Raw genomic sequence first — 23,935 nt, 5'->3', positions numbered from 1 at the left:
TCCGGGGGACTAGTGCGTGGCTACGGAGGACGCGAACGCGATCGCGCGCTCCGGACAGTTGTTGACGGCGCGTTCGAGGGCGGCGGTGTCGCCGGGCGTGGTGGCCTCCCCGACCACGACGCCGAACCCCTCGTCGTCGGAGTCGAAGACGGCGGGCGCCGACATGTAGCACCGGCCGTGGCCCTTGCAGAGCTCGCGATCGATCGATGCCTGACTGTGGTCGTTCATACTCACTCCCACTCACTGCCCACGACGCCGTACGCGCGCAGGTCGATGTCGGTGTCCAGCGCCGTGTAGAGGCTGCGGACCTTGGTGTAGGCGAGGAGGCCGTCGCGGCCGTTCTCCTGACCGACGCCGCTCATCCCACGTCCGGCGAGCGGGGTCTTGGTGACGTCGGCCTGGGCCGCGTCGTTGATCCAGGTGAGGCCGCCGCGCATCCGCAGCGCGACCTCGCGGGCCCTGACCAGGTCGGTGCCCCACACCGCGGCGGCGAGGCCGTAGCGGGTGTCGTTGGCGATCCGGATCCCGTCCTCGACGCCGGAGTAGCGGATCACCGAGAGCACCGGCCCGAAGATCTCCTCGTGCGCGGCCGGGTTGTCGTTGTCGAGGTCGACCAGGACCGTCGGGCTGACGTAGTGGCCGCCGGCGGGCACGCCCGCGGGGGCCTCACCGCCGACGATCGCCCGGGCCCCGGCCTCCAGGCCGGCGGCGACGAACTTCTCCACCTTGATGCGAGCGGCATCGGAGATCACCGGCCCGACGTCGGTGGTGAAGTCGGCCGCGTGGCCGACGTGCAGCACCTTGGCACGCTGCTCGAGCAGGTCGACGAACTCGTCGTAGCGCGAGTCCGGGACCAGCATCCGGGTCAGCGCCACACAGGCCTGACCGGCGTGCATCATGCTGGAGAAGAGCATGCCGCGAACGGTCAGCTCGGCGTCCGCGTCGGGCAGCACCAGACCGGCGGACTTGCCGCCGAGCTCGAGGATGACGTCCTTGGCGGTGGCGGCGGCCGAGGCCATCACCCGGGTGCCGACCGCGGTGCTGCCGGTGAAGCTGACCAGGTCGACGTCGGGGTGGGCGACCAGCGCCTCCCCGGCGATCCGGTCACCGTGGACCAGGTTGATCACGCCGGCCGGGATGCCGGCCTCCAGGCTGGCGGCGGCGAGGGCCTCGGGACCGATCGGGGTCAGCGGCGAGGGCTTCAGGACCACCGTGTTGCCGGCCAGCAGCGCGGGCGCGACCTTCCAGACGGTCATGAAGAGCGGGAAGTTGTAGGGCGTGAACGCCCCGACCACCCCGACCGGCTCGCGGTGCAGCTCCCACTGCCCCAGCGCCGGCCCCGCCTGGAGCGGGAAGGACTCCGGCGTCTCCAGGTGGTGGGCCATCTCGGCGAAGTCGCGCAGGTGGGCGAGGGGCGCACCCACCTGCAGCATGGGGGCGAACCGGGCGGTCGCGCCGGTGTCCATGATCAGCTCCTCGACCAGGGTGTCGAAGCGCTTCTCCAGCACACCGGCCAGGCGGCGCAGCGCCTCGGCGCGGTCGCCGACCGACATCCGGGCCCAGGGGCCGTCGAAGGCGGTCCGGGCGGCCCGGACGGCGGCGTCGACGGTGGCGGCGTCGGAGTCCGGGACCAGCCCGTAGACCTCGCCCGTGGACGGGTCGTCGGCAGGGATCACGCCCTCGGCGTCGATCCACTCGCCACCGATCAAGTTCTGGAATGCACGCATCACATGTCCTTCGTTCACTTGCTGCACGAGAGGGCCGGTGTGGCGCCCCTCACAGTCGCAAAACTTATACAATTAGGTTTACGCGGTCAATGCCCTACCCCGCACACGGCGTGGCGGCCAGGTCTCAGAGGGGCCTGAGGTAGAGCAGGTCCGACTGGTCGTGCTGGAATCCGAGCCCTCGGGAGGCACCCACGAAGACCTCGGAGAGGGCGTCGACGTACATCTGGGCGACCCGGGCGCCGTCGGCCTGGGCCCGCAGGAGCGCGGTCGTCAGCAGGGCCCGGACGTCGCCGGCCGGCACGCCTGCGGGGTCGAGCGCGATACACGCCGGCTGTCGCGCCGGATCCTTCTCGTCGACACCGACGAGGACGCTTCCGGCTGGAGTGGCCAGGCGGGTCCGTCCGCGCGCGAGCACCTCCCGCTCGCCGGGCGCGATGCCGGCCAGGTGCCCCTCGACCATCTCCGCCGGCCCCTCGGGGGCAGGCTCGACGGCGGCCCCCACATCATCGCCGGCGAACGGGCGGGACCCGCCGATGAAGCGCAGGGTCTTGAAGAGCGCGTGGTCGACGCGGGCGCCGAACCGTCGCGCCATCCGCTCGGCGGCGGGATGGGCGCCGTGCGCCCACGCCCGCAGGCGGCGTACGCCCTCGACGGAGGACCAGCCGGTCGGCTGCTCGTCGAGGAGCTCGGCCAGCAGCGTGGCGATGCCGTGGGAGCGGAACTCGGGACGCACCACGAGCTGGACGTCGGCGACCTCCCCGCGCACATCGAGCCGCAGGTACGCCACGACAGGTACGTCCGGCAGCCGGTCGAGCGCGACGCTGCCACGCTCGCCGGGTGGCGCGATCGAGACCAACAGGTGGCGGACCTCCCCGCGACCCGCCGTGGTCGGGGTGGCCGTCGAGAAGCCGGCCTCGGCGTCGTACTCGACCGCCTCCTCGAGCAGGCTCTCGACGTCCTTCACCTCGTTGTCGGCCAGCGTCGTGCGCCACGCGTAGGTGATCATGCCTCGCCCGTCTCGTCCGTCTCGGAGGTCTCGGCCAGGAGGCGCTTGAGCAGACGCCGGAACACCTGGTTGGCGACCTCGTTGCGACCAAGCACCATCGAGCCCGCGTCGGCGCTGCCCATGGCGCTCTGGGAGTCGCGCAGCACCGGGAAGTCCTCGGCGTGGAGCACCGCGAGGAGGATCTGCCAGTTCTTCTCCCACAGGTACTCCCAGCGCTCCTGGGTGATGCCGGCCTCGTCCGCCGACGGCACGATCAGGCGCATCTCCATGACGGAGTGCGTCGGCGAGGTCGGGTGCGGGCGGAAGGTGAGCAGCTGGAAGTGGTCGGGCTGCTTGAGCAGGGTGCTGTTCGGGCCGAGGAAGTGGGTCTCGGTGACGTCCTCGACGAGGCTGCGGTCACCGGGCTCCTCCTCCAGCCAGCGGTCGATGCTCTTGCGCGGGGCGATGAACCGGCAGTGCCGGTCGAAGTCCTCGAAGACCATCACGTTGGTGTGGATGTACTTCGCGGCGGAGTTCGGGTGGGCGTACTGGATGTGGTAGCCGTCAAGGAAGGCGTCCTGCATCACCTTCCAGTTCACCGGCTCCTCGAAGCCCTCGGCCCGGATGCAGCCGAGGCCGCCGAGGTCGTAGCCGGCCATGATCTCGTCCATCTCCGGACCCAGCCAGGAGGCGACGTCGATCTCCGCGTCGGCGTTGTCGACGACCCAGACGAAGCCGTGGCGCTCCTCGACCGGGAGCTCGACGAGGCCGTACTCGGCCTGGTCGAGATCACCGACGGTCGTGTCGCGCGTGATGGTGCGCAGCGTGCCGTCGATGTCGTAGGACCAGCGGTGGTAGGGACACGAGAAGAGCCTGCGCTTGCCGCAGGGGTCGCCCTCCAGGAGACCGCCGCGGTGGCGGCAGAGGTTGACCAGGGCCTTGACACTGCCGTCGCGCTGCCGGGTGATGATGATGTTGTTGCGCGGCAGCCGCACGGTCTTGAAGTCGTACGTCTTCGGGATCTCGGACCCGTGGGCGACGATCGTCGGCACCCGGCCGAAGATCAGGTCGCGCTCCCGCGCCGCCAGGTCGGGATCGGTGAACTCGTGCGCCTCGAACGGCTCGACCTTCTCGAACTGGTCGGTGGTGTCGTTGCGAAGGTGGTCCAGCGCCCGTCTGATCCGCGCCTCGCGGTCGATGCTGACGTCGTCCGTCATGACGCCTCCTCTTAACTAATGTTTTTAGGTATTTCGAGTGATGAGTGTACGCCGCCGGCCGGTCCGGCGCAGCGGGTCAGGTCCGCGCGGTGCCCTCGGGTCGGCGCAGCATCGACTGCCACGACAGCCGTTCGGAGACGGCCGTACGCAGCTTCATGAGCGGGCCGGTGCGGTCGAACCCGAAGGCGCCGACCAGCTGGCCGTCGTAGCGGTACTGGGCGAGGAACGGGTCAGTGGCACCACCGTTGCCGATGAGCTCGACCTGGTCGGCGGGCTCGCCGAGGAGCTGGAGCTTGTGGCCGTACCACTCCGACCAGAAGTAGGGGGTGATGCTGCACGGGCGGCGGTCAGTGGTGAGCGCGTTGCGGACCACGAACTCGGCCTGCTCGCCGGTCGAGGTCCAGTGCTCCATCCGGGTCGAGCGCCCGTTCCACGGGTTGACCCAGCGAGCGACGTCGCCGACGGCGTAGACGCCGGGAACCGTGCTCTCCAGGTAGGGCGAGCAGGCCACGCCGTCGCTGATCGCGACGCCGGAGCCGCGCAGCCATCCGGTGGCGGGCTCGACGCCGATGCCCACGATCACCAGGTCGGCCGGCACCGTCGTGCCGTCGCTGAGGGACACCTTCTCCGCCCGGCCGTGGCCACGGATCTGGCGCACCTTAGTGTGCGTGAGGAGATCGACGTCGTACTGCCGGTGCAAGTACGCGAGACGCTCGGCGACAAGGGATCCCACCGCACCCACCAGCGGAAGCTCCCGGGCCTCGATCAGCGTCACCTCGGCCCCACGGGCCCGGGCACTGGAGGCGACCTCGCCTCCGATGAAGCCTGCCCCGACGACGACCACGCGGGCACCGGGCTCGAGGGCCTCTCGGATGGCGCGCGCCTGGTCGAGCGTACGCAGCGCGGTGACCCCGTCGAGCTGGGCGCCGTCGACGTCGAGCGGTCGCGGCTGTGCGCCGACGGCGATCACCAGCGCGTCGTAGTCGATGTCCCACTTGTCGGTGCGGACCCGCCGGTTGCGGGAGTCGAGCGAGAGCGCCTTCGTGCCAGTGTGGAGGGTGACCCCCTGCGAGTCCGGGTCGGGCAGGTGCCAGAACGGCGCAGGCTCCTCCTCTCCTGCGAGGAACTCCTTGGTGAGCGGCGGGCGGTCGTAGGGTCCGTGCGGCTCCTCACCGATCACGGTGATCTCGCCGTCGAAGCCGATCCGGCGGGCCTCCTCCACGACACGGGCGGCACCCAGGGACGCACCCACGATGACGAGCCGGCGGATCCCGTCGACCAGCTCGAGGTCGGCCATGTCAGCGGCCCTTCCACTCGGGATCGCGTCTCTCCGCGAACGCCCTGGTGCCTTCTCTGAAGTCCTCCGAGCGCATGATCCGGGCCATCTCTCGGTCGTTGATGTCCCAAGGCTCTTGGTCCCAGTCGGAGCCGGCCGCGAGGGTGCGGTGCACGGCCTCCTTGGTCGCCGCCACCGACAGCGGCGCGTTCGCGGCGATGCGGTCGGCGAGCTCCAGGGCGACCTCGAGGGCGGTGCCGGCGGGCGCGACCCGGTTGGCCAGGCCGAGCTCGACGGCCCGCTCCGCGCTCACCGGGTCACCGGTGAGCACGAGCTCGAGGGCGTGCTTGAGCGGTACCTGCCGCTGAGTACGGATCACGCCACCGGCGGCGGCCATCAGGCCTCGCTTGACCTCCGGCAGGCCAAGCTTGGCCTCCTCGTCGATCACGGCGAGGTCGGAGGCGAGCACGATCTCGGTGCCCCCTCCCAGCGCGAAACCGTTGACCGCCGCGATCGTCGGGATCGAGACGTAGTGGCGTACGTAGCCGGCGAATCCCCACTCGGGATGGTCCGGGTCGTCGACCCGCTCACCCCGGGAGAGCGCCTTGAGGTCCGCGCCGGCGCAGAAGGCCCGACCGGTTCCGGTGACCACCAGCACGCGTACGTCCTCGTCCGCCTCGGCCTCGGCCAGAGCCGCGCCGAGGCCGACCGAGACGGCCGAGTTGACCGCGTTCATCGCGTCCGGGCGACGGATGGTCGCCACTGCCACATGGCCTCTGCGCTCGAGGGTGACGATCTGGTTGTCGGCTTCGACCTGGGCGGTGCTCATGGATGGCTTCTCTCGTCGTGCGTCGTCGGGCATCGTCATGCGGGGCGGGTCAGCGGACCTTCTGGTAGTGCTCGACCAGGTCGGCGTACTCGGTGCGGATGTCGGTCTTGCTGATCTTTCCGCTGGGCAGCCGCGGCAGCGGGTCGTCCCGGAGCACGACGTAGCGGGGCACCTTGAAGTCGGCCAGCACCTTCGACGCCTCCCGGATCACGTCCTCCTCGGTGAGGTCACCCGACGCCTGGATGATCGCGGCCGGCGTCTCGCCGAACTTCGGGTCGGTCGCGGCGATCACGGCGACCTCGCCGACACCGGGGATCGCGGCGAGGACCTGCTCCAGCTCGACCGGCGAGACGTTGATCCCGCCGGTGATGATCAGGTCCTTGAGCCGGTCGACGAACCTGATCCGGCCGTCCTCGTCGCAGACACCGAGGTCACCGGAGTGCAGCCAGCCGTCACGGAAGACCTGTGCGTTGATCTCAGGCGACTCCCAATAGCCGGGAGTCACACCTGGGCCCTTGATCACCAGCTCGCCGGTCTCGCCGGGAGCGGCGAGCTCGCCGTCGGCGGTCATCACGGCGACCTCGGTGAAGATGTGGCCGGCGCCGCAGCTGTCGGGGTGGTCGCGGAACTCGCTGACCGGTGTCGAGGTGGCGATGCCGCCGGCCTCGGTCATGCCGTAGATCTGGCGCAGCGCGACGTCCTTCTTCGCCCATTCCTCCAGGAGGGCGCCCGGCACGGCCGCGCCACCGACGACAGCGGTCGAGAGGGACGACAGGTCGGCGTCGGCGAACTCCGGGGCCCCGGCGATCGCCTGATAGATCAGCGGCACACCGAAGATCGCCTCGATCCGGTGCTCCTCGATGAGCTGCACCGCTCGCGAAGGCACCAGCTGCTTCTCGATCACGAGCTTTCCACCGAGCACGGTGGACATCAGCATGCCCCACACCAGCCCAGGAGTGAACGCCAGCGGAAGCACCAGGAGCGCGGTCGAGCCGCGGTGGAAGCCCTCCTCGACGAGGCTGGCCTCGAAGACGATGTTGAGCAGCGTGCGGTTGGTCAGGACAACACCCTTGGACCGGCCGGTGGAACCGCTGGTGAAGATGACCGAGATCGGATCCTCCTCGCCGCGGTCGATGCGGAAGGTCTCCGGATCGCCCTCGCGCAGGGCGGCCAAGTCGGCGAAGGGCACCACCGTGACGGGGGCCCCGCTCGCGCCGGCCTCGGTGGCCGTGCCGACGAGGGAGTCGTCGACCACCACGGCGGTCGCACCGGCATCATCGAGCACCTTGCGCAGCTCGGTGGCGGTGAACCGGCTGTTGAGCGGCACCAGGACCGCACCGGCCTTCAGGACCCCGAAGGCGGCGATCGGCCACAGCACGTCGTTGGGGGCCATCAGACCCACCCGGTCACCGGGGCGGACACCGTCGGCCTGGAGGCGGAGCGCGACCCGGCTGGACCAGTGCTCGACGGTTGCGTAGTCGAGCGTCTCCTCTTCGAAGACAAAGGCTGGTGCATGCGGCTGTGTCCGCGCCCACCAGGCGAGAGCAGAACCGATGGTGGCGCTCATGGCAGCTCCTTCAATAAACCTATTGGTTGTAGATAACTGAGTTGTACCCGTGACGTGCGTCACTGTCAATGCCCCGAGAGCGAATCAGAGGTCAAGAATGAGCGGACCCGTGCGGCAACGGCCGACGCAGATCATCATGCAGTCGTTGGCGGCCCGTTCGTCGTCGCTGAGCACGGAGTCGCGATGGTCGGGAATGCCGCCGAGGACCCCGGTCTCACAGGTCCCACAGGTGCCCTCACGACAGGAGAAGTCGACCTCGATCCCAGCACCGGCGAGGGCATCGATGATGCTCTCATCCTCCGCCACCGGGACCCGCACACCGGTCGAGGAGACCTCGACCTCGAACGCGGCCCCACCGGTCTCGACGGGCCCCTTCGGGGCGAAACGCTCGGTGTGCAGGGTCTCCCCCGGCCGCGTACGCATCTCCTGCTCGACCGCGGCCAGCAGCGGCTCCGGGCCGCAGCAGTAGACGCGGCGGCCTTCGACCGGGTCACCGAGGATCGCCGGCAGGTCCAGCAGTCCGCGCTCACCCTGGGGCCACAGGTCGACCCGGTCGCCGTACGCCTCGAGGTCGTCGAGAAACGCCATCGACCCACGAGAGCGGCCGCCATAGACCAGGCTCCAGTCGGAGCCGGCGGCCGTCGCGGCGGCCGTCATCGGCAAGATCGGCGTGATCCCGATGCCGCCCGCGATGAAGAGGTGTCGATCGGCCGGTTCAAGCCGGAAGTGGTTGCGCGGGCCACGGAGGTCGAGCTCGTCTCCCTCGGCGAGCTTGTCATGGATGCGCACCGAACCGCCGCGGCCGTCCTCGACCCGTAGGACCGCGACGCGATAGCGATCGCGGTCGCCGACCGGGCCACACAGGCTGTACTGCCGGACCTCGCCACCATCAGGAAGGACGTCGACGTGCGACCCCGGCTCCCATGCCGGGAGTTCCCCGGCGAGCGGCTCCAGCACGAGGCCGACGACGCCGTCGGCCAGGTCCTGCCTCTCGGCCACCCGGACCCTTCTGGCTTCCTCAGTCATCACGTCTCACCTCTTCTCTGGCAGCACTTTATCTAATGATGTTAGGTTTGGAAAGCATCGTACATACTTGACGCCCGGAGGTGGCAATGGACCCGCTCGACCTTTTCCGCATGGACGGCCGCACCGTTGTGGTGACCGGTGCCAGCAGCGGCCTGGGAGCAGGCTTCGCCCGCGCCCTGGCCCACGCTGGGGCGAACGTGGTGATCGCGGCCCGCCGCAAGGACCGGCTCGAAGCCCTCGCCGCGGAGGTGCGGGAGATCGGCCAGGAGCCGGCGATCGCGGTCGCCGACGTCGCCGACCCCGACGACTGCGCCCACGTCGCCGACGTCGCGGTCTCGGCGTTCGGCGGCATCGACGGCCTGGTCAACAACGCCGGTCTCGGCTCAGCCGTCACAGCGCTCAAGGAGACACCCAAGGGCTTCCGCCGGCTGATCGACGTCAACCTCAACGGCACCTTCTGGATGGCCCAGGCATGCGCCGCACGGATGGAGAACGGTGGCTCCATCGTCAACGTGGCCAGCGTGCTCGGGCAGGTCGCGCCGCGCTTCCCCCAGGCCGCCTACGCCGCCAGCAAGGCGGGCGTCATCGGCCTGACCCGCGATCTCGCCGGTGAGTGGTCCTCTCGGCGCGGGATCCGGGTCAACGCGCTGTGCCCCGGCTACTTCGACTCCGAGATGACCGCCGGCGAGGGAGAGGTGCTCCGCGAGATGGTCGCCGAGCAGAGCATGCTCGGACGGTTCGGGGAGCAGCACGAGCTCGACACCGCGATGCTCTTCCTGGTCAGCCCGGCCTCGACGTACGTCACCGGCACCACGCTCAGCGTCGACGGCGGCCTCACCGCCTACTGACGGACCGCTGCAGATCGCCGCGCGGCGCGCCAGAACGCGCCGACTCGGCGAGCAGGGAGTCAACCTCCAGCGGGATCCGGCCACCGCGGGCCATAGGCGGGATAGTCGCGGGGTACCCGGAGCGGGAAGGCCGGGTCGCGCTTCTCGAGGAAGGCGGCGACGCCCTCGCCGACGTCACCGAGGCCGGGCAGCTCGTAGACGCCGCGCGACTCGATCCGGTGGGCCTCCCACGGGCTCGGCGCGGCCCACATGCTCCACAACAGCTGCTTGGACAGGGAGATCCCCACGGTCGAGGCCCGCTCGGCGATCTCGGTGGCGATGGCGTACGCGGTGTCGAGGAGGTCGGAGTCGGGGACGACCCGCCCCGCCAGCCCGCCGGCGACCACCTCGCCGGCGGCCAGCAGGCGGCCGGTGAGGACCCACTCGGTGGCGCGGGCGGTGCCCACCAGCCGCGGCAGGAACCAGCTCGCGGCGGACTCGACGAGCATCCCGCGCCGGGTGTAGACGAAGCCCACCCGGGTCGACTCGCCCACCACCCGGATATCGGCGGGCAGGATCATCGAGGCCCCGCCACCGACGGCCGCACCGTTGACCGCGGCGACCACCGGCTTGAGCATCGCCGCCATCCGGAGGGTGACGACGCCGCCGGCGTCCCGGGGCACACCGTCGAGAGCGCCGAACCGCTCCACGAAGGCCGCGTACTCGGGCGAGGGCTCGCGGTCGCCGTGATGGAACCCCTCGTCGAGGTCGGCACCGACACAGAAGTTGCGGCCCCGCCCGGTCAGCACGACCACCGCGACCTCGTCGTCGGCCTCGGCACGGTCGATCGCGTCGACCAGCTCGGTGCACAGGCGCAACGTCATCGCGTTGCCCTGCGCGGGGCGGTCGAGGGCGATGGTCGCCACCCTGCCCTCGACCTGGTAGTCGACCACGGGACCAGCAGTCATCTCAAAGCTCCTGACATTGGCAGATAAACCGTATGGCGTTAGGTTAATCTGAAACCAGGAGGAAACACCATGGCTGCTGAACTGCTCTTGACCGGAGTCCGCGTCGCCGATCTGGGAGACGCCGTCGGAGAGGCCGCGGCCCGCCTGCTGGCGGATCTCGGCGCCGAGACGCTCAAGCTCGAACCCCCGCAGGGCGCCCGGACCCGGACGGAACAACCTGTGGTGGACGGCCACTCGCTGCCCTACAGCGTTCGCAACGCGAACAAGTCGGCACTGATCGCCGACCTCACCACACCCGAGGGCAGGGCGGACGCTCGCGCGCTGGTCGCGGAGGCGGACATCGTGTTCCTCTCCCCCACCACGGCCGACGCCATCGGACTGGCTGAGCTGCGAGACACCCATCCGGGGCTGGTCGCAGTGATCTCCTCGCCCTTCGGCCTCAGCGGTCCGCGACGCGACTGGCAGGCGACCGGACGTACGCTGCTCGCCCTCGGCGGGGCGATGTCGCGCTCCGGCAGCCCCGGCGAGCCGCCGCTGGTTCCGCCCGAGCAGCTCGCGACCGCTACCGCGACCGCCCAGGCCGCGTGGCTGGCGATCGTGGCCCACACCCAACGGACACGGACCGGACTCGGGCAGACCATCGACCTGTCCCATCACGAGGCGGTGGCGACCGGGCTCGACCCGGCGTTCGGCGTGCAGGGATCGGCCGCGGCCGGGCGGTCGGGGAAGTTCCGGCGCGGCCGTCCGCCGGCCGACTCCTACCCGATCTACCGCTGCGCCGACGGGTTCGTACGTCTGTGCCTGCTCGCCAAGCGCCAGTGGCGGGGCATGTTCGGCTGGCTCGGCGAGCCGGCCGAGTTCGCCGACCCCAGCTATGACTCGATCACCGCCCGGGTGGCCGCCTCCGACCGTCTCGAGCCGCTCATCGAGGCGCTCTTCGCCGACCGCACCGCGGCCGAGCTGGTCGAGGAGGCGGCCAGGCGCGGGATCCCGCTCGCCCAGGTGCTCTCTCTCGGGGAGGCGCTCGCCGCGGACCACTTCACCAAGGCCGGAACCGTCGCGCGCACGGAGGTGGCTCCCGGGCTGACGGCGACCGTGCCGGTCGGCTACCTCGCCGCCGACGGACACCTGCTCGGGCTCCGGACACCGAGCCCGGGGCTGCCGACGCAGACCGCCTCGGCCGGTGCGTGGGCCCCGCGCGAGGAGCCCGTCCACCCGGTCCCGGCCACCGGCGGGGCTCCCTTCGCCGGCCTCCGGGTCCTCGACCTCGGCGTCATCGTGTTCGGCGCCGAGGCGGGGCGTGCCTTCGCCGACCTCGGCGCCGAGGTGATCAAGGTCGAGAGCCGCGCCTACCCCGACGGGCTGCGACAGACCCGCAACGGCGAGGCGATGAACGCCTCCTTCGCCTGGGGGAACCGCGGCAAGCGCAGTCTCGGGCTGGATCTGCGCGCCGAGGAGGGCAAGCGGATCTTCATCGAGCTCGCCCGGCACAGCGACGTGGTGCTCTCCAACTTCAAGCCCGGCACCCTCGACTCCCTCGGCATCGGGTTCACGACGTTGGCCGCCACCAACCCCGGCATCGTCGTCCTGGAGAGCTCGGCCTTCAGCGCCGAGGGGCCGTGGGCGCAGCGCCTGGGCTACGGCCCGCTGGTGCGGGCCGCCTGCGGGGTGACCAGCCTGTGGAAGTACGCCGCCGGCGACACCGCGTCCTGGGACGGGGTGACGGTCTTCCCCGACCATGTCGCCGCCCGTCTCGGAGCTCTCTCGGTCGCGGCCGCGCTGCTCGCCCGGAGCCGCGACGGCCGCGGGCGCCACCTGCAGATGGCCCAGTCCGACGTGGTCCTGCACCAGCTCGCCGACCTGGCCCTGCTGGAGAGCCTGCGGCCCGGGTCGGTCTCGGCGGTCGGCAACCGGGGTCGGGAGATCTTCGGCGGCATCTTCGCCTGCGCGGGCGAGGACGAGTGGTGCGTCATCGACGCGCGCGACCCGGATGAGGTCGGGGTGCTGCGCGAGGCAGTGGGGGCCGGCGAACAGGACCTCGCCGACGCGGTGGGCGCCTGGACCGCCGTTCGCTCTCCGGCGGAGGTCGGCGAGGAGCTCCAGCGTCGCGGCCTGCCGGCGGCGCCGATGCTCCGGCTGCCCGAGCTGCTCGACGACCCGCAGCTGGCCCATCGCGGGACCTACACGACCCTGAGCCACCCGCTCCTGGAGCAGACCCTCCCGGCGGAGGACGCGGCGTCGGCGTACGAGCGGCTCGAGGTGCCGACGCTCGGGCCGGCCCCGCTGGCGGGGGCCGACACCGAGTCGATCTGCCGTGACCTGCTGGGTCTCGACGAGGACCTGGTCGCCGACCTGCTGGACCGCGGCGTCGTCTTCCTACCCTGAGGCCCGGGCTGAGCGCCCCGGGAACGGGGCGCTCAGCCGGCCGGGTGTTCAGCCGGCCGGGGTGCTCGGCGGCGCGTCGGGGTCCTTGGGGCGGTAGTCGTCGGCGTACTCGACCTCGGCGGCCTTGATCTGGCGGCCCAGCCACTTGTTCCAGGCCTTGGTCTGGGCCTGGGTCGTCAGCGTCTGGGTGAGGGTCGGCGTGGCCTGCTCAAGGTTCACCGGGATCGGCTCGGTGATGTCGGTGACGAGACCGATGTTCCAGCCGTTGCTCGTCTGGACGGGGCCGAAGGCCTTGCCCCTCGTGGCGGCGAAGGCGCTCTTCGCGTAGGTGTCCTCGAGCTGGGAGGCCTGGACGGCGCCGAGGCTGCCGCCCTTGGCCGCGGTGCTGGAGTCACGCGAGGTGCTCCGGGCAAGAGTCGCGAAGGCCGTGCCCTTGCCGAGCTCGGCGAGCACCTGCTCGGCCTCCGCCTCGGTGCCGACCACGATGTTGCTGATCGAGCGCTGCTCCGGGGTGACCATCTCCGCCTTGTGGTCCGCGTAGTAGCTCTGGACGTCGGCCTGGGTAACCTCGGGGACGCTGGCGGTGATCTCGGAGTAGAGCCGGCTGGTCGCGATCACACGAGTGATCTCGGCGAGCACCTCGGTCTCGGTGACCCCGGCAGTGGCGAGAAACTGCTCGTAGGTCTTCTGGTCACCGAGCATCTGCGACTCGATCACCTTGTCGAGCTGCTGCTGCGCCTGGGTGCGGGTGACGGTGATGTCCTTGCTCTTCGCCGCGCGCTCCAGGATGAGGCTGACAGCCATCGACTTGGCGGCGTCGCGGCGGAATGAAGCCTTCTTGGAGGGATCGGTCGGCTGCTTGACGTTGTAGAGACCGGCGAGGACCTTGATCCGCTTGTCGAGCTCGGAGATCTTCACGGTCCGGTCGCCGACCTGCATCGCAGCGTCGGACGGAAGCGCGCTGGCTCGTTGGACGACGAGGAACGCGCCCGCACCGACGACGGCAACAGCCACGACCACGGCCAGCAGTCGCGGCCACCAGGGCGGGATCAGGGAACGTACGTTGATCGGTTTGATGGCGAGCTGGGTCATGCGCTGACCTCCTGGAGTTCTCGTGAGGGTGGGGTTTCGGGCGTTTCCGTGCCCGATGGACGGGGCTCGGGGGTGCGGAGCACCCCGGCCACCAGATGCGCCGCGGCGTAGGAACTGACGACGCCGGCGGCAAGCAGGAGCCCGAAGTCGCGGAGCACGGTGAGGCCGGACAGTCCGAGCGCGAGATAGCCGACGGCACCGGCGACAGCCGCGGTCAGGACGGTGCGCCCGGCCGAGGCGAGCAGCCGCCGTTCGCCGAGCATGGTGACGAACTCGCACGAGGTGACCGTCACCAGCGCGCCGATGGCGAGGGTGAGCGGGCTCAGATCGATGCCCGCCAGCCGAATGGCGCCGAAGAGCCAGCCCGCAGCGAGCAGCGCGGTGAGCAGGACGCGCGCGCCAGCACGCCACGAACGCAGGCCGAGTCCGACCGCGATCGCCGCGGCGAGGATTCCGACGGCATTGACGATGTAGCGGGCGTCCTCCATCGCACTCAGGCCGTCGGCGGCGAGCACGGGCAGGCCGACGATCTCCACCTGATAGCCCTTCGGCGGCTCGGGCAGCTCTTGGCGCAGCGACTCGATGAGCCGGCGCTGGGCACGTACGTCGTCGAGCGTGATGCCGTAGGTGGAGACAGCCGCCCTGCGGTTGCTCGCGAGCACGGCATCGGTGAGGTAGTCGGGAAGAACCTCGGTGCCGGCGACGACCTGTGCAGCGGTCGCTCCACCCCCGAGGAATGCGAGCAGCTGGCTGTAGGTCAACAGGGGTCGCATCTGGTCGGCGTGCTCGCGTACGACGAGGCTCTGGGCCTTCTGCGACCATGCGATCGCCTCGGGCGAGGCGACGTTCTTGCCGCGCAGCACGATGTCGAGCTCGCCCGAGAAACCCAGCGTCTGCTCGATGCGAGCGGCGTCGGCCAGCTCGGGTACGCCCTGGGCGAGCTCTTCGGGGCTGGACTGGATCCGCATCCCGGGCAACAGCACCCAGCCCGCGACGGCGACCGCCGCGAGCACGACCATGACGCCCCTGACCGCCCCGGACGACAGGACCGGCCCGCGGCGCGTCTCACCCCGGCTCGCCGCGGCCCGCGGCTCGATCCGTCCGATCATCCGGCGCAGCGCCAGGGCCCAGCCCACGGTGAGCATCAGGCCCAGTGCGAGGGCGAGGCCGAACTCGCGTACGAACGGCAGCGGGGTCAGCGCGAGGCTGGCGAAGGCGGCGGCCGCCGCGCCCGCCGTCACGAGCACCCCACGCACCCGCTCGGCCTGCAGCAGGTAGAGCGGGAAGTCGCTGCCGACGCCGAGCAGCACCGGCAGGAACGCGGCGGCCCCCAGCGACAGCGGCACCCCGAGCAGACCGAAGACCGCGACCGTGGACGCCGTGCCGAGCAGCGCGCAGCCGAGCGGCAGCAGACTGTGCCGGCGCCGCCGGCTCCATCCGGAGAGGACGAGCACCAGCGCGACCGCGCCGAGCGCCACCGCACCGAGCCGGAGGATCTCCGTGTGGGCGCGATCCGCAACCCCGGAGACGACGACGGGAACACCGGAGACCACCGGGCGCTCGATGCTCAGGCCCGAGGCGCCTACGGCCTTGCGGATCTGCTCCACCATGCGGCGGGTCTGCTCCTGGTCGAGCCCGGGCTCGGGACGGACGAGCAGGGTCGCCGACTTGGCCGTGGGCACCAGGAAGCGCCACTCGGGACGCGGGTTGCCGGCACGGTCCATCAGCACGGAGGCGACGAACTTCTGGTTCTGCACGGTGGGAAGCCCGACCGGCATCGCCTCGGCGAGCAGCTTGCCGTAACGGCGGTCGAAGGGAACGAGCGCGGCGTCGCCGGCCGCGGTGATCTCGGCCTTGCTCTTGTGCTGGCGCCGCGCCTTGGCCTCGGCCACGTTGCGGATCTGGTCGCGCGCGCCGGCGACCTGGGCAAGCATGCCCTTGACCGACCCCGCGGTCTGGTTGAGCACCGTTCCCGGCCCGTAGACGGTGTGCACGTTGGGCAGCCCCGACAGCGTCCCCTCGAGGCGGATCAGGCGCACCAGCTCGGTCGGGTCCAGGACCAGCCCGAGCTGGGTGGTGCCCTTCATCTCCACGACGACGGCGTCGCCGCCGAACGTCTTCTGGTAGGCCCGCAGCTGCCGGTCGGCGCTGTCCCCGGCGGGCACGAACGAGTCGACCTTGGTGTCGACCTCCACGCGCGAGATGCCCACTCCCACCGCCGCGAGGACGAGGAGCACCAGCAGCGCGGACCTCCAGGTCACTTGTCCTCCTCGACCCGCGGAGCCTCACCCTTGAACGGCGCCGGATCGCCCGCCTGTCCCGGAGCCGGGTAGGGGTTGTTCCAGTGCAGCGGGTTGATCGTCTGCAGGTTCAACGGGTTCCCGCGCACGGAGTACTCGTTGAAGATCGTCGCCAGCCGCGCCGGGGCGACCCCGTTCTCGAGCGGGATGTCGAACGCGCCACCGAAGTTGCCGAAGAAGGAGCCGACGTCGTTCGCGTACGGCTCGATGTAGGTCAGCATCGGGTTGATGTTGCGCAGCAGCAGGTCGAGGTAGGGCGTGATCGCGATCAGGTTGCGCGAGAGCGCCGGCAGCTGGTTGACGGTCTCCGGCGCGATCTTCAGCGCCCCGTTCATGTAGGGAAGCAGCGCCTCCAGGCTGGCGGTGACCGAGGGCAGGTTGACCAGCGCCGCATTGAGGTCAGGCGCCGCTTGGTCCAGGGAACGTACGACCGGGCTGAGGTCGCCGGAGAGCTCGCCGAGCGAGCTGGTCGCAGTGCGCGCACTGCTCATCAATCCCGGCAACCGCTGCACGGTGGCGGCCAGGGCTTCCTGCTGTCCCGCGGTCGCCTGGGTGATCTGCTGGGTGTTGTCGATGACCGAGACGATCGCGCCTCGGTTGGTGTCCGCGGCGGCGAGGATCGCATTGGTCTCCTGCACCAGCGACTGCAGGTCGTCGTTCTGGGCCGCGAGCGCGTCGACCGCGGTGTAGCCGGTGCCGCCGATCTGGCCCAGCCCCTCCATCACCTGCGAGAGGCTCTGCTGGGTGCCGTCGGTCGTCGCGCCGAGGTCGGTGAGGGCGGCGGCGAGCTGCCTGCGGGTCTGCGAGTTGAACGTACGCACGACCTCGTCGATGTCCGTGGCCGCGACGACCGACTTCGGGGACAGCGTGGTCCCGTCCGCGATCTCGGCGCCGTTGCCGTCCTTCACGTCCACGAAGGACTGGCCGATGACGGACTTGACGCCGACCCGGACGGTGGCGCCCTGGTGCAGCGGGGCAACCTCGTCGTCGAGGTCCAGCACGACGCGGGCCGTGCGTCCCTCGACCTTCGTGGAGGCGACCCGACCGACGATGACACCGGCAACCCGGACCTCGCCGGCCTCCTGCAGATTCTTCAGGTCGGCCGACTCGAACGAGACCTGATAGGAGCCGTCACCACCCGGGAGCGTGCCGCCGGACCCCTTCCACAGGTAGCCGAAGCCGAGGACGCACAGCAGCGAGATGGCCAGGATCACCACGACCGACGTACGCGGCCGGAACCGGGAGCGGTTGGTCGGGATCGTGCGCATCGTGACACTCATGGGGTGTCTCCCTTCTTGCCCTGGTCGATGCCCTCGTCGGCGAGGCCGCCGGTGGGGTTGGTCAGGTCGACATGGAGGTTGGCTCGGCCCATGCCGCCGTTGGCGTCGTAGAGGCTGAACGAGGACGAGGTGTTGTAGGTGAAGGCGGCCAGGTCGTCCATCCAGGGCACCAGCTCCTTGGTGGCCTGCGGCAGGTAGCCGACGACCGGCTTCAGGTCTGCCAGCGCCGGGTTGGCATCGGCGACGAAGGGGCGCAGGTCGTCGACCACGGGCCCGGCACGGTCGACGACGGGAGCGGCGCCGTTGATGAAGTGGTGGACCGAGCCGACGGTGCCGTCGAGGTTCTCGACGGCCTCGGGGAGGGTGTCGGAGGCCTTGTCGAGGTCCTTCAGGGTCGGGTCGAGCTGACCGGTGAGGTCGTTGACCTCGCCCATGGATCCGGACAGCTGCTCGGTGAACCCGGGCAGCGTGTCCAACGACGCCGAGAGCTGCTTGTCGCGCTTGGCGACGGCTCCCAGGGTCTTGTCCATCGAGGTGGTCAGCTCGGTGAGCCGCTGTCGGTCGTGACCGACGGATTCCGAGATGGTGGTCAGCGAGGTGACCAGCTGGGAGATGTTCGTACGCCGCTCGTTGAGCGCGTTGATGACCGGCTCCCACTGCTTCATGGTCGCGGTGGTCGCGTCCAGGCCGGCCGGAAGCGTGGTCGGCGCGTCCTTCAGACCGATCTGCGACTGGTCGATCAGTGTGGTCAGCGCAGCCCGGGTGCGCGCGTCGAGCTTGTCGAGCACCTCGTACGGCTGGACGGCACGCTTGGTCTGCGCGACCGGGAGCGTCCCGCCGTCCTCGAGCAGGCCAGCGGGCGGGCCGCCCGGATCGAGCTCGATGTACATCACGTTGAGCGGGGCCTTGGTGCGCAGGATCGCGGTGGCGTTGCGGTAGACCCGCTGCTCCTTCTCGAACTCCACGGTGACCTCGGCGGTGCCGGAGTCGGTCGGGTCGGCCGCGGTGATCCGGCCGACCGGCACCCCGGCGATCCGGACCTCCTGGACCGCCTCGGGACGTACGCCGGGGGCCGCGGTGAACTCGATCGCGACCGACTGGCGGTCCTGCCACGGCAGCGAGATGTGGTGGTTGCTGAGGACGTAGACACTGGCTGCCAGACCGGCGAGGAGCGCGACGGCCACCGCGATCGAGTCGCGCTTGAGCCCCGGCGTGTTCCGGATCCGGTCAGCGAGGGTGCTGAGGCTTACCATCAGTTTTCACCTTTCAGCTGCGGGATCAGCTGGGCGAGGGCGTCGTCCAGGTTGAGCGGGGCGACGCTGCCGGCGCTGACGCCGGCCTGGAAGTTGAGCAGGCTGCCTTGGGCGTCCTGAGTCATCGAGGCCCGGTCGAGGTTCGTCACCATGTAGGCGAGCTCCTGGTAGAACTTGTTGTCCGCCTGGACGCCGCCGCCGGTGTCCTTGAACGGACCGGTGCCGCGGTAGGTGCTCCCCAGCGACTCCAGGACGGGGCCGTTGACGCGGTCGATGACCGGGCCCTTGATGTCCTTCAGGATCGGTTTGGTGGTCCGGGCCGTCGGGATCAGGTCCTGGACCAGTGGCTGGGCGTCCTCGAGGAGTCCGGGCAGCTTGGCTGCGACCGGCCGGGTGTCGGCGAGCATCGGCTCCAGGGTCTTGACCAGCGGGCCGACCTCCTCCGCGGTGGGCTGCAGGCCGGTCACGGTCCGATCGAGCTGATGCAACGTCGGAGTGAGCTGGTCGGTGGCCGTCCTCGTCTCGTCCAGGGCCGTGGGCAGACCGCCGACGGTCCGGGAGAGGTCGTTGCTGTGGTTCGCCAGGGTGGTCGTCGTGGTGTTCAGGTTCACCAGGCTGCGGGCGAGGGCGGCGTCCTGCTTGTTGAGCGTGGCCGCGAGGCTCTCCACGTTGCCGACCAGTTCCGGCAGGTCGCGCTGAGGCCTGGTGCCCTGGACGGAGGTCAGCAGCCTCGTCGAGGGGTCGAGGACCTGCGGCGCCTGGTGGGCGAAGGACCGGATCGACTTCTGGTTCTTGTTCGACAGGGTCGCGCCGGCCTCCTTGATGGTCCCCTGGAGGTCCTTCCTGGTGTCGGTCGGCAGCGCGGAGAGGATCGCGTCGAGCTCGACCGGGACATGGGTGCGGGTCTTCGGGATCGCCTTGTCGGTGTACTCCCCCGCCCCGTTGGGGACCAGGTTCAGGGCGTACTGGCCACCGAGGACGGTCAGCGGCTCGACCCGGGCGCTGGGGGTCGACCCGAGCCGCTCCTTGACGCCGTCGTCGATCTTCATGTCGACGTGGGTGGTGCCGTCGGCGTCCTGGCGTACGTCGGAGACGACGCCGACCTGCAGGCCGGCGACCTTCACCTTCGTCTTGCCCGAGATCAGGCCGTAGTTCTGGTCGAAGGTGGCGTGGATGGTGTCACCCGACCTGAGCAGCAGCGAGAGCTGGGTCTTGAAGGCCAGCGCGGTGAGGACGGCGACCAGGACGACGATGAGGATCACCGCGCGGCGGGTCAGCGGCGACCCGGCCGTCCGGAACCAGTTGGAGAGCGCGGACATCAGCACTTCCCCTTTCCGTACTTCAGACCGTGGGAGAACGCCTTGCCCGGACCGGAGTACGGGTCGACGTTCGCGAGCGGGTCGGGCTGGCTGGCGACGTAGACGCCGGGGAAGACGAGCATCGCGCTGAAGTAGTGCTTGTCCGGTCCGTAGTTGCCGCTGAGCAGGTCGTTCTCGCAGAACAGGGTGCCTGCGTCGGGGGCGTACGGGCTGAGCACCTCGAGCGTCGGTGCGGTCTTGCCGAGCGTCTTGCGCGCCCGGCCGACGGTCGGCTCGGCCTTGGTGACGGCCGGGACCAGCGTCCCGACGGGCTCAGCGGATCCCTCGGCGAACTTCTTCACGGTGACCGCGACCGGTGGCGCCTCGACCAAGAAAGCGCGCAGGTTCGGCACCGACTCGACCAGGTCGTCGACGCCGGGCCGCAGCTCGGTGACCGCGTCGGCGGTGTCGTCGAGGGCCGGGTTGATCTCGGCCAGACCCTGGCGGGCCGTCACCAGCGTGGCCGGGGCCTGCTCCACCGTCTGGCGGAGCGGCTCGGTGTCGTCGGTGTTGACCGCGCCGAGAGTGGTGTTGGTCGTCGTGACGAGAGTCTGGATCTGCCGCTCGTGCCCGTGGATGTGGGAGACCAGCCGGTCACCAGTCACGAGCAGGCCGTCGAGGTCGGTCTTCGGGTCGGAGGCCGTGTCGAGCACGAGCGTGGCGTCGTCCAGCATGCCGGGCGCGACCTGGAGGGCGCTGTAGAGGTCCTTCTGGTGGCCCGAGACTCCCCCGCCGACCTCGCGCAGCCCGACCTGCAGACCCTCGCGGGCCTTGGGGGGCAGCGCGGAGAGCACGGTGTTCAGGTCGGAGGAGCTCGTGGTCTGCTCAGCCGCGATCGGCTTCCCGCCGAGCAGGCCGGAGCTGGCCGTGCCGGGGTCGAGAGAGACGAACTTGCGGCCGAGGACCGAGGCGTTGCCGACCGCGGCGGTCGCATCGGAGTACAGGTCGCGGTCGCCGTCCAGGCGCATCTTCACCAGCGCCCGGCCGTTCTCGTAGGAGATGCCGGTGACGACGCCGACGCGGATGCCGTTCTGGGTCACGTTCTGCTGGGGCTTCAGGGTGCCGACGTCGTCGAAGTACGCCGAGACCTCGGTGTGGTCCTTCAGCGGCAGCGCGCCGCCGCCCTGGACCAGGGTGCCGACGTAGGCGATGACGCCGCCGGCCGCGATCGCGACGATCCCGATCAGGAGTCGCCGAGCGTCTTGTCGGTGCAGTCGTGCGCTCATGAGTGGCCTCCGATGAGCTGGTCGAGGAGGTTCTGCTCCTGCGAGGAGGTGAGTCCGGTAGCGCTGTCAGGGTCGTCGGAGGCGCCGCCGAGCAGCGGGCCGGTGAGGTCCGAGAGACCCTTCTCGGCCTTGTCGGCCGTGCCAGCGCCCTTCGCGGGATCCTCACCGCCGACGGTGCCGATGTTCGGCAGCACCTCGGCGCCGACGAGCGAGTTGAGCGCCTCGGGGGTGACGTGGACCAGGCCTCGGAAGTAGTGGCTCAGCCCGTCGCGCGAGTTGGTGCTCAGCGCCCACTTGGTGACGAACGACATCAGGTCGCCCAGGTGCTCGTCGAGGAGCTCGTCGCCCACGGGCCGCAGCTCCGAGGCGGTCGTACGCAGGTTGTCGCCCGAGGCGCGCAGGTCCTCGGTGATCGGCTTGATCCTCTTGAGGAGCGCGTCGAGTTCAGCGAAGAGCGGACCGAAGGAGTTGAAGGCGGGATCCGCGTAGGGCGAGAACCGGTTGATCTCGTCGGCGATCTCGGCCAGATCCCGGGTGACCGGACGGGCCTTCTTCAGGGTCGGGGTGACCGTGGCGGAGACCGTCTCGAGCGAGGTCAGGGTGCTCTGGGCCTCCTTGAGCGTGGCGGGCAGCTCGGCGATGGTCGCCTCGAGCGCCGTCTGCTCGTCGGCCAGAGCGTCGAGGGTCTCCCGGGCGCGCGAGATCAGCAGGTCGAGCTGCTTGCCGTTCTCGCCGGTGAGCGACGCGGCGACGGGGTCCGCCTTGGCGACGAGATCGGTAAGCACCTTGTTCTGGCTCTGCAGGATGGCGCCGACCTGGTCGAGGTTCTCCATCAGGGGTGCGAGCGCCTTGAGCGCGTCGGCCATCTTCTGGCCGCCACCGTTCATGGTGCCCTCGCCCAGCGTGCTGACCAGCGCCGCGAGGGCGGTGGAGGTCGGGTCGTCGAGGGTGTCCAGGACGTCTTGGAGGTTGACGGCCGAGTCGGTCTGCTTCAGCGGGACCGTGTTGTTCCTCAGGTAGGGCGAGGACTCCTTGCCGGGCTCGACGGAGACGTAGTTCTCGCCGAGCGCGTTGATCGGCTGGATCAGCAGCTTGGCGTCCTGGTGGACCGGGAGCACGTCCTCGTCGAGGTCGAGGGTGACCCGGGCGACCCCCTTCTCGAGCTTGATCGACTTGACCTTGCCCACCTGGACACCGGAGGTGCGGACCTCGTTGCCGACCTCGAGCGGGCTGGCGTCCTCGAAGAGGCCGACGAGCTCGGTCCTGCTCGGAGAGGCTCCCATCAGGTTGGTGCCGGTGACCGCGGTCGCTGCCCCGACCACGACGGTCGCGGAGATGACGGTGACTTTCGAGATGAGCATCAGTTGATCCCGTCCCCTTCTGCATCGGTCCATGGCTGGCCGGCGATCGAGCCCGGCAGCGGACGCGCGTCCTGTTTCATGCCCGGCGGCATGACGCCGGGGTTCTGGTCGAAGCTGCTGGCCGAGGCGGTGATCAGCGCACGGGCGTAGTGGCCCGAGGCGTCCCGACTTCCGAAGACGCCGTTCCAGTTGCTGAGCCAGCCGACCAGCTCGGGGGTGTAGGGCCGCAGGTACGAGACCATCGGGTCGGCCTGCTCCAAGGCGCTGGTCGCGGTCGGCAGGATCGCGTTGGCGTCGTTGACGAGCCCCGGGGTGTACTGCAGCAACTCCTGGGCGTCCTTCAGGGTGCCGGGCAGCATGGCCAGGGCGGGCCGTACGTCGGCGAGCACCGGGTTGGCCTGCTTGGCGATCGCCGGGAGACGGTCGGTCGAGGGCCGCAGGGTGCGGAGCACCTTCCGGGTGGAGTCGACCGGCTTCGGGACCGCCTCCAGCGCGGTGGTGGCCGAGTCGATCGTCTCGGGCAGCTTCTCGATGCTCGCGGAGAGCTCGGCCTGACGGCCGGCGATCTGCTTGGTGAGCGTGTCGAGGTTGTTGATGCTCGCCGCGAGCTCGGCGTCGTTGGCCGAGACGTTGGACGTCACGCCGTGCAGCTCGGTGATGATCTTCTTCAGCGCCGGCCCGTCCTGGGCGATCGCGCCGAGCAGGTCGGCGATGGCCTTCACCGTCGGCCCGGCCTTGGCCAGGGTCGTACGCAGGTCGGGCTGGGTGCCGGCGAGGGTCTTGTTCAGTTGGGCGACCAGGGTCTGCAGCTGCTTGCGGGTGGGCGCATCGAGGGTGGCGAGCAGCTCGTCGACGTCGACCGCCTCGGCGTTGCCGGTGACCAGGTGGCCCGACGGCATCTCGGGGTTGGTCTTCGCACCGGGGACGAGCTCGATCATCCGGGTGCCGAGCACGGAGGCCCACTTGACCCGGGCCGTGGTGCCGGCGCGGAGCGGGGCGTACTCGTCCTCGATGGCGACCTTGACCTCGGCCTGGCCGTCGCGGACGCCGACCGAGGTGACCTGCCCGACCCGCTGGCCCTTGATCATGACGCTGCCGTCCTCGAAGGCAGAGCCGGCCGAGGGCATCAGCAGGGTCAGGCTGTAGTCGGGCCCGTCGGTGAGCTTGACGACGCCCCAGGTCAAGAGGGAGCCGACGATCACCAGGGCGATGACGCCCTTGGCACCGACTCGTTGAAGGATCGCTGTCATCGTCGTCC

The 23,935-nt window shown here is 70.3% G+C and carries 19 protein-coding genes; 2 read left to right on the top strand and 17 right to left on the bottom strand.

All coding sequences use genetic code 11. The features are described from left to right. Positions 1–9 precede the first annotated feature (9 nt). The 8 genes from ABZ796_RS07585 to ABZ796_RS07550 all read right to left on the bottom strand — a co-directional run bounded on the left by ABZ796_RS07585 (position 10) and on the right by ABZ796_RS07550 (position 8,627). Positions 10–228 carry a ferredoxin gene (locus tag ABZ796_RS07585; protein WP_357335897.1) on the bottom strand — a complete coding sequence of 73 codons (219 nt, stop codon included), beginning with the start codon at positions 226–228 and terminating at the stop codon, positions 10–12. A gap of 2 nt (positions 229–230) precedes the next feature. Then, on the bottom strand, positions 231–1,727 hold the full coding sequence (locus ABZ796_RS07580; RefSeq protein ID WP_357335895.1) for an aldehyde dehydrogenase family protein: 1,497 nt from the start codon (positions 1,725–1,727) through the stop codon (positions 231–233). Between the two features lie 124 nt (positions 1,728–1,851). Next, positions 1,852–2,733 (bottom strand): hypothetical protein, encoded by an 882-nt coding sequence (locus ABZ796_RS07575; protein ID WP_357335893.1) that lies wholly within the window; start codon positions 2,731–2,733, stop codon positions 1,852–1,854. After that, entirely contained in the window at positions 2,730–3,929 is a 1,200-nt protein-coding gene (locus tag ABZ796_RS07570) for an aromatic ring-hydroxylating dioxygenase subunit alpha (RefSeq protein WP_357335892.1), read from the bottom strand. Before ABZ796_RS07570 ends, ABZ796_RS07575 begins: the two co-directional genes overlap by 4 nt. 76 nt (positions 3,930–4,005) lie before the next feature. Then, positions 4,006–5,226: an FAD-dependent oxidoreductase gene (locus tag ABZ796_RS07565; RefSeq protein WP_357335890.1), complete on the bottom strand. Its 1,221-nt coding sequence runs from the start codon at positions 5,224–5,226 to the stop codon at positions 4,006–4,008. Between the two features lies 1 nt (position 5,227). Further along, entirely contained in the window at positions 5,228–6,034 is an 807-nt protein-coding gene (locus ABZ796_RS07560; RefSeq protein ID WP_357335888.1) for a crotonase/enoyl-CoA hydratase family protein, read from the bottom strand. Between the two features lie 49 nt (positions 6,035–6,083). Further along, positions 6,084–7,601: an AMP-binding protein gene (locus ABZ796_RS07555; protein WP_357335886.1), complete on the bottom strand. Its 1,518-nt coding sequence runs from the start codon at positions 7,599–7,601 to the stop codon at positions 6,084–6,086. An 84-nt stretch (positions 7,602–7,685) separates the two neighbouring features. Beyond that, positions 7,686–8,627, bottom strand: coding sequence for a PDR/VanB family oxidoreductase (locus tag ABZ796_RS07550; RefSeq protein WP_357335885.1), 942 nt, complete (start codon positions 8,625–8,627; stop codon positions 7,686–7,688). 110 nt (positions 8,628–8,737) lie between these two features. Here ABZ796_RS07550 and ABZ796_RS07545 point away from each other — a divergent pair, with 110 nt between their 5' ends. Continuing rightward, positions 8,738–9,475, top strand: coding sequence for an SDR family NAD(P)-dependent oxidoreductase (locus ABZ796_RS07545; protein ID WP_357335883.1), 738 nt, complete (start codon positions 8,738–8,740; stop codon positions 9,473–9,475). A 59-nt stretch (positions 9,476–9,534) separates the two neighbouring features. On the opposite strand, the gene ABZ796_RS07540 is transcribed toward ABZ796_RS07545, so the two are convergent. Next, the gene (locus tag ABZ796_RS07540; RefSeq protein ID WP_357335881.1) at positions 9,535–10,422 is read right to left on the bottom strand and encodes an enoyl-CoA hydratase-related protein; all 888 of its coding nucleotides are present in this window, start codon (positions 10,420–10,422) and stop codon (positions 9,535–9,537) included. Positions 10,423–10,491: 69 nt separating this feature from the next. Between ABZ796_RS07540 and ABZ796_RS07535 the strand changes: the two genes are divergently transcribed. After that, entirely contained in the window at positions 10,492–12,807 is a 2,316-nt protein-coding gene (locus tag ABZ796_RS07535; RefSeq protein ID WP_357335879.1) for a CoA transferase, read from the top strand. Positions 12,808–12,855: 48 nt separating this feature from the next. Here ABZ796_RS07535 and ABZ796_RS07530 read toward each other — a convergent pair whose 3' ends face one another. Genes ABZ796_RS07530 through ABZ796_RS07495 form a run of 8 tightly spaced genes read right to left on the bottom strand, consistent with a single transcriptional unit; the run spans position 12,856 to position 23,927 of the window. After that, a complete protein-coding gene (locus tag ABZ796_RS07530; protein WP_357335877.1) occupies positions 12,856–13,899 on the bottom strand; it encodes a peptidyl-prolyl cis-trans isomerase in 1,044 nt (347 codons plus the stop codon). Next, positions 13,896–16,160 (bottom strand): RND transporter, encoded by a 2,265-nt coding sequence (locus tag ABZ796_RS07525; protein ID WP_357335875.1) that lies wholly within the window; start codon positions 16,158–16,160, stop codon positions 13,896–13,898. Before ABZ796_RS07525 ends, ABZ796_RS07530 begins: the two co-directional genes overlap by 4 nt. Beyond that, positions 16,157–17,479: an MlaD family protein gene (locus ABZ796_RS07520; RefSeq protein ID WP_357335873.1), complete on the bottom strand. Its 1,323-nt coding sequence runs from the start codon at positions 17,477–17,479 to the stop codon at positions 16,157–16,159. The genes ABZ796_RS07525 and ABZ796_RS07520 overlap by 4 nt, the downstream gene beginning before the upstream one ends. Then, the gene (locus ABZ796_RS07515) at positions 17,476–18,732 is read right to left on the bottom strand and encodes an MlaD family protein (RefSeq protein WP_357335871.1); all 1,257 of its coding nucleotides are present in this window, start codon (positions 18,730–18,732) and stop codon (positions 17,476–17,478) included. Before ABZ796_RS07515 ends, ABZ796_RS07520 begins: the two co-directional genes overlap by 4 nt. Beyond that, on the bottom strand, positions 18,732–20,051 hold the full coding sequence (locus tag ABZ796_RS07510; protein WP_357335869.1) for an MlaD family protein: 1,320 nt from the start codon (positions 20,049–20,051) through the stop codon (positions 18,732–18,734). The genes ABZ796_RS07515 and ABZ796_RS07510 overlap by 1 nt, the downstream gene beginning before the upstream one ends. Then, positions 20,051–21,316, bottom strand: a complete 1,266-nt coding sequence (locus ABZ796_RS07505) for an MlaD family protein (RefSeq protein WP_357335867.1) — start codon at positions 21,314–21,316, stop codon at positions 20,051–20,053. The genes ABZ796_RS07510 and ABZ796_RS07505 overlap by 1 nt, the downstream gene beginning before the upstream one ends. Continuing rightward, positions 21,313–22,677, bottom strand: coding sequence for an MlaD family protein (locus ABZ796_RS07500; RefSeq protein WP_357335865.1), 1,365 nt, complete (start codon positions 22,675–22,677; stop codon positions 21,313–21,315). The genes ABZ796_RS07505 and ABZ796_RS07500 overlap by 4 nt, the downstream gene beginning before the upstream one ends. Next, positions 22,677–23,927: an MlaD family protein gene (locus tag ABZ796_RS07495; protein ID WP_357335864.1), complete on the bottom strand. Its 1,251-nt coding sequence runs from the start codon at positions 23,925–23,927 to the stop codon at positions 22,677–22,679. Before ABZ796_RS07495 ends, ABZ796_RS07500 begins: the two co-directional genes overlap by 1 nt. Positions 23,928–23,935 lie beyond the last annotated feature (8 nt).

The organism is Nocardioides sp. NPDC047086, assembly GCF_040643685.1.
GTDB lineage: Bacteria > Actinomycetota > Actinomycetes > Propionibacteriales > Nocardioidaceae > Nocardioides.
The sequence above is the reverse complement of the archived record's forward strand: the minus strand, read 5'-3'. Positions and strand labels throughout refer to the sequence as shown.

Excerpts from the sequence above, each read along its gene's own strand:
- ABZ796_RS07510 (WP_357335869.1), bottom strand. The coding sequence starts at position 20,051 with ATGTCCGCGCTCTCCAACTGGTTCCGGACGGCCGGGTCGCCGCTGACC.
- ABZ796_RS07500 (WP_357335865.1), bottom strand. The coding sequence starts at position 22,677 with ATGCTCATCTCGAAAGTCACCGTCATCTCCGCGACCGTCGTGGTCGGG.
- ABZ796_RS07555 (WP_357335886.1), bottom strand. The coding sequence starts at position 7,601 with ATGAGCGCCACCATCGGTTCTGCTCTCGCCTGGTGGGCGCGGACACAG.
- ABZ796_RS07530 (WP_357335877.1), bottom strand. The coding sequence starts at position 13,899 with ATGACCCAGCTCGCCATCAAACCGATCAACGTACGTTCCCTGATCCCG.
- ABZ796_RS07505 (WP_357335867.1), bottom strand. The coding sequence starts at position 21,316 with ATGAGCGCACGACTGCACCGACAAGACGCTCGGCGACTCCTGATCGGG.
- ABZ796_RS07495 (WP_357335864.1), bottom strand. The coding sequence starts at position 23,927 with ATGACAGCGATCCTTCAACGAGTCGGTGCCAAGGGCGTCATCGCCCTG.
- ABZ796_RS07515 (WP_357335871.1), bottom strand. The coding sequence starts at position 18,732 with ATGGTAAGCCTCAGCACCCTCGCTGACCGGATCCGGAACACGCCGGGG.
- ABZ796_RS07560 (WP_357335888.1), bottom strand. The coding sequence starts at position 6,034 with ATGAGCACCGCCCAGGTCGAAGCCGACAACCAGATCGTCACCCTCGAG.
- ABZ796_RS07520 (WP_357335873.1), bottom strand. The coding sequence starts at position 17,479 with ATGAGTGTCACGATGCGCACGATCCCGACCAACCGCTCCCGGTTCCGG.
- ABZ796_RS07535 (WP_357335879.1), top strand. The coding sequence starts at position 10,492 with ATGGCTGCTGAACTGCTCTTGACCGGAGTCCGCGTCGCCGATCTGGGA.
- ABZ796_RS07565 (WP_357335890.1), bottom strand. The coding sequence starts at position 5,226 with ATGGCCGACCTCGAGCTGGTCGACGGGATCCGCCGGCTCGTCATCGTG.
- ABZ796_RS07550 (WP_357335885.1), bottom strand. The coding sequence starts at position 8,627 with ATGACTGAGGAAGCCAGAAGGGTCCGGGTGGCCGAGAGGCAGGACCTG.
- ABZ796_RS07575 (WP_357335893.1), bottom strand. The coding sequence starts at position 2,733 with ATGATCACCTACGCGTGGCGCACGACGCTGGCCGACAACGAGGTGAAG.
- ABZ796_RS07585 (WP_357335897.1), bottom strand. The coding sequence starts at position 228 with ATGAACGACCACAGTCAGGCATCGATCGATCGCGAGCTCTGCAAGGGC.
- ABZ796_RS07580 (WP_357335895.1), bottom strand. The coding sequence starts at position 1,727 with ATGCGTGCATTCCAGAACTTGATCGGTGGCGAGTGGATCGACGCCGAG.
- ABZ796_RS07570 (WP_357335892.1), bottom strand. The coding sequence starts at position 3,929 with ATGACGGACGACGTCAGCATCGACCGCGAGGCGCGGATCAGACGGGCG.
- ABZ796_RS07545 (WP_357335883.1), top strand. The coding sequence starts at position 8,738 with ATGGACGGCCGCACCGTTGTGGTGACCGGTGCCAGCAGCGGCCTGGGA.
- ABZ796_RS07540 (WP_357335881.1), bottom strand. The coding sequence starts at position 10,422 with ATGACTGCTGGTCCCGTGGTCGACTACCAGGTCGAGGGCAGGGTGGCG.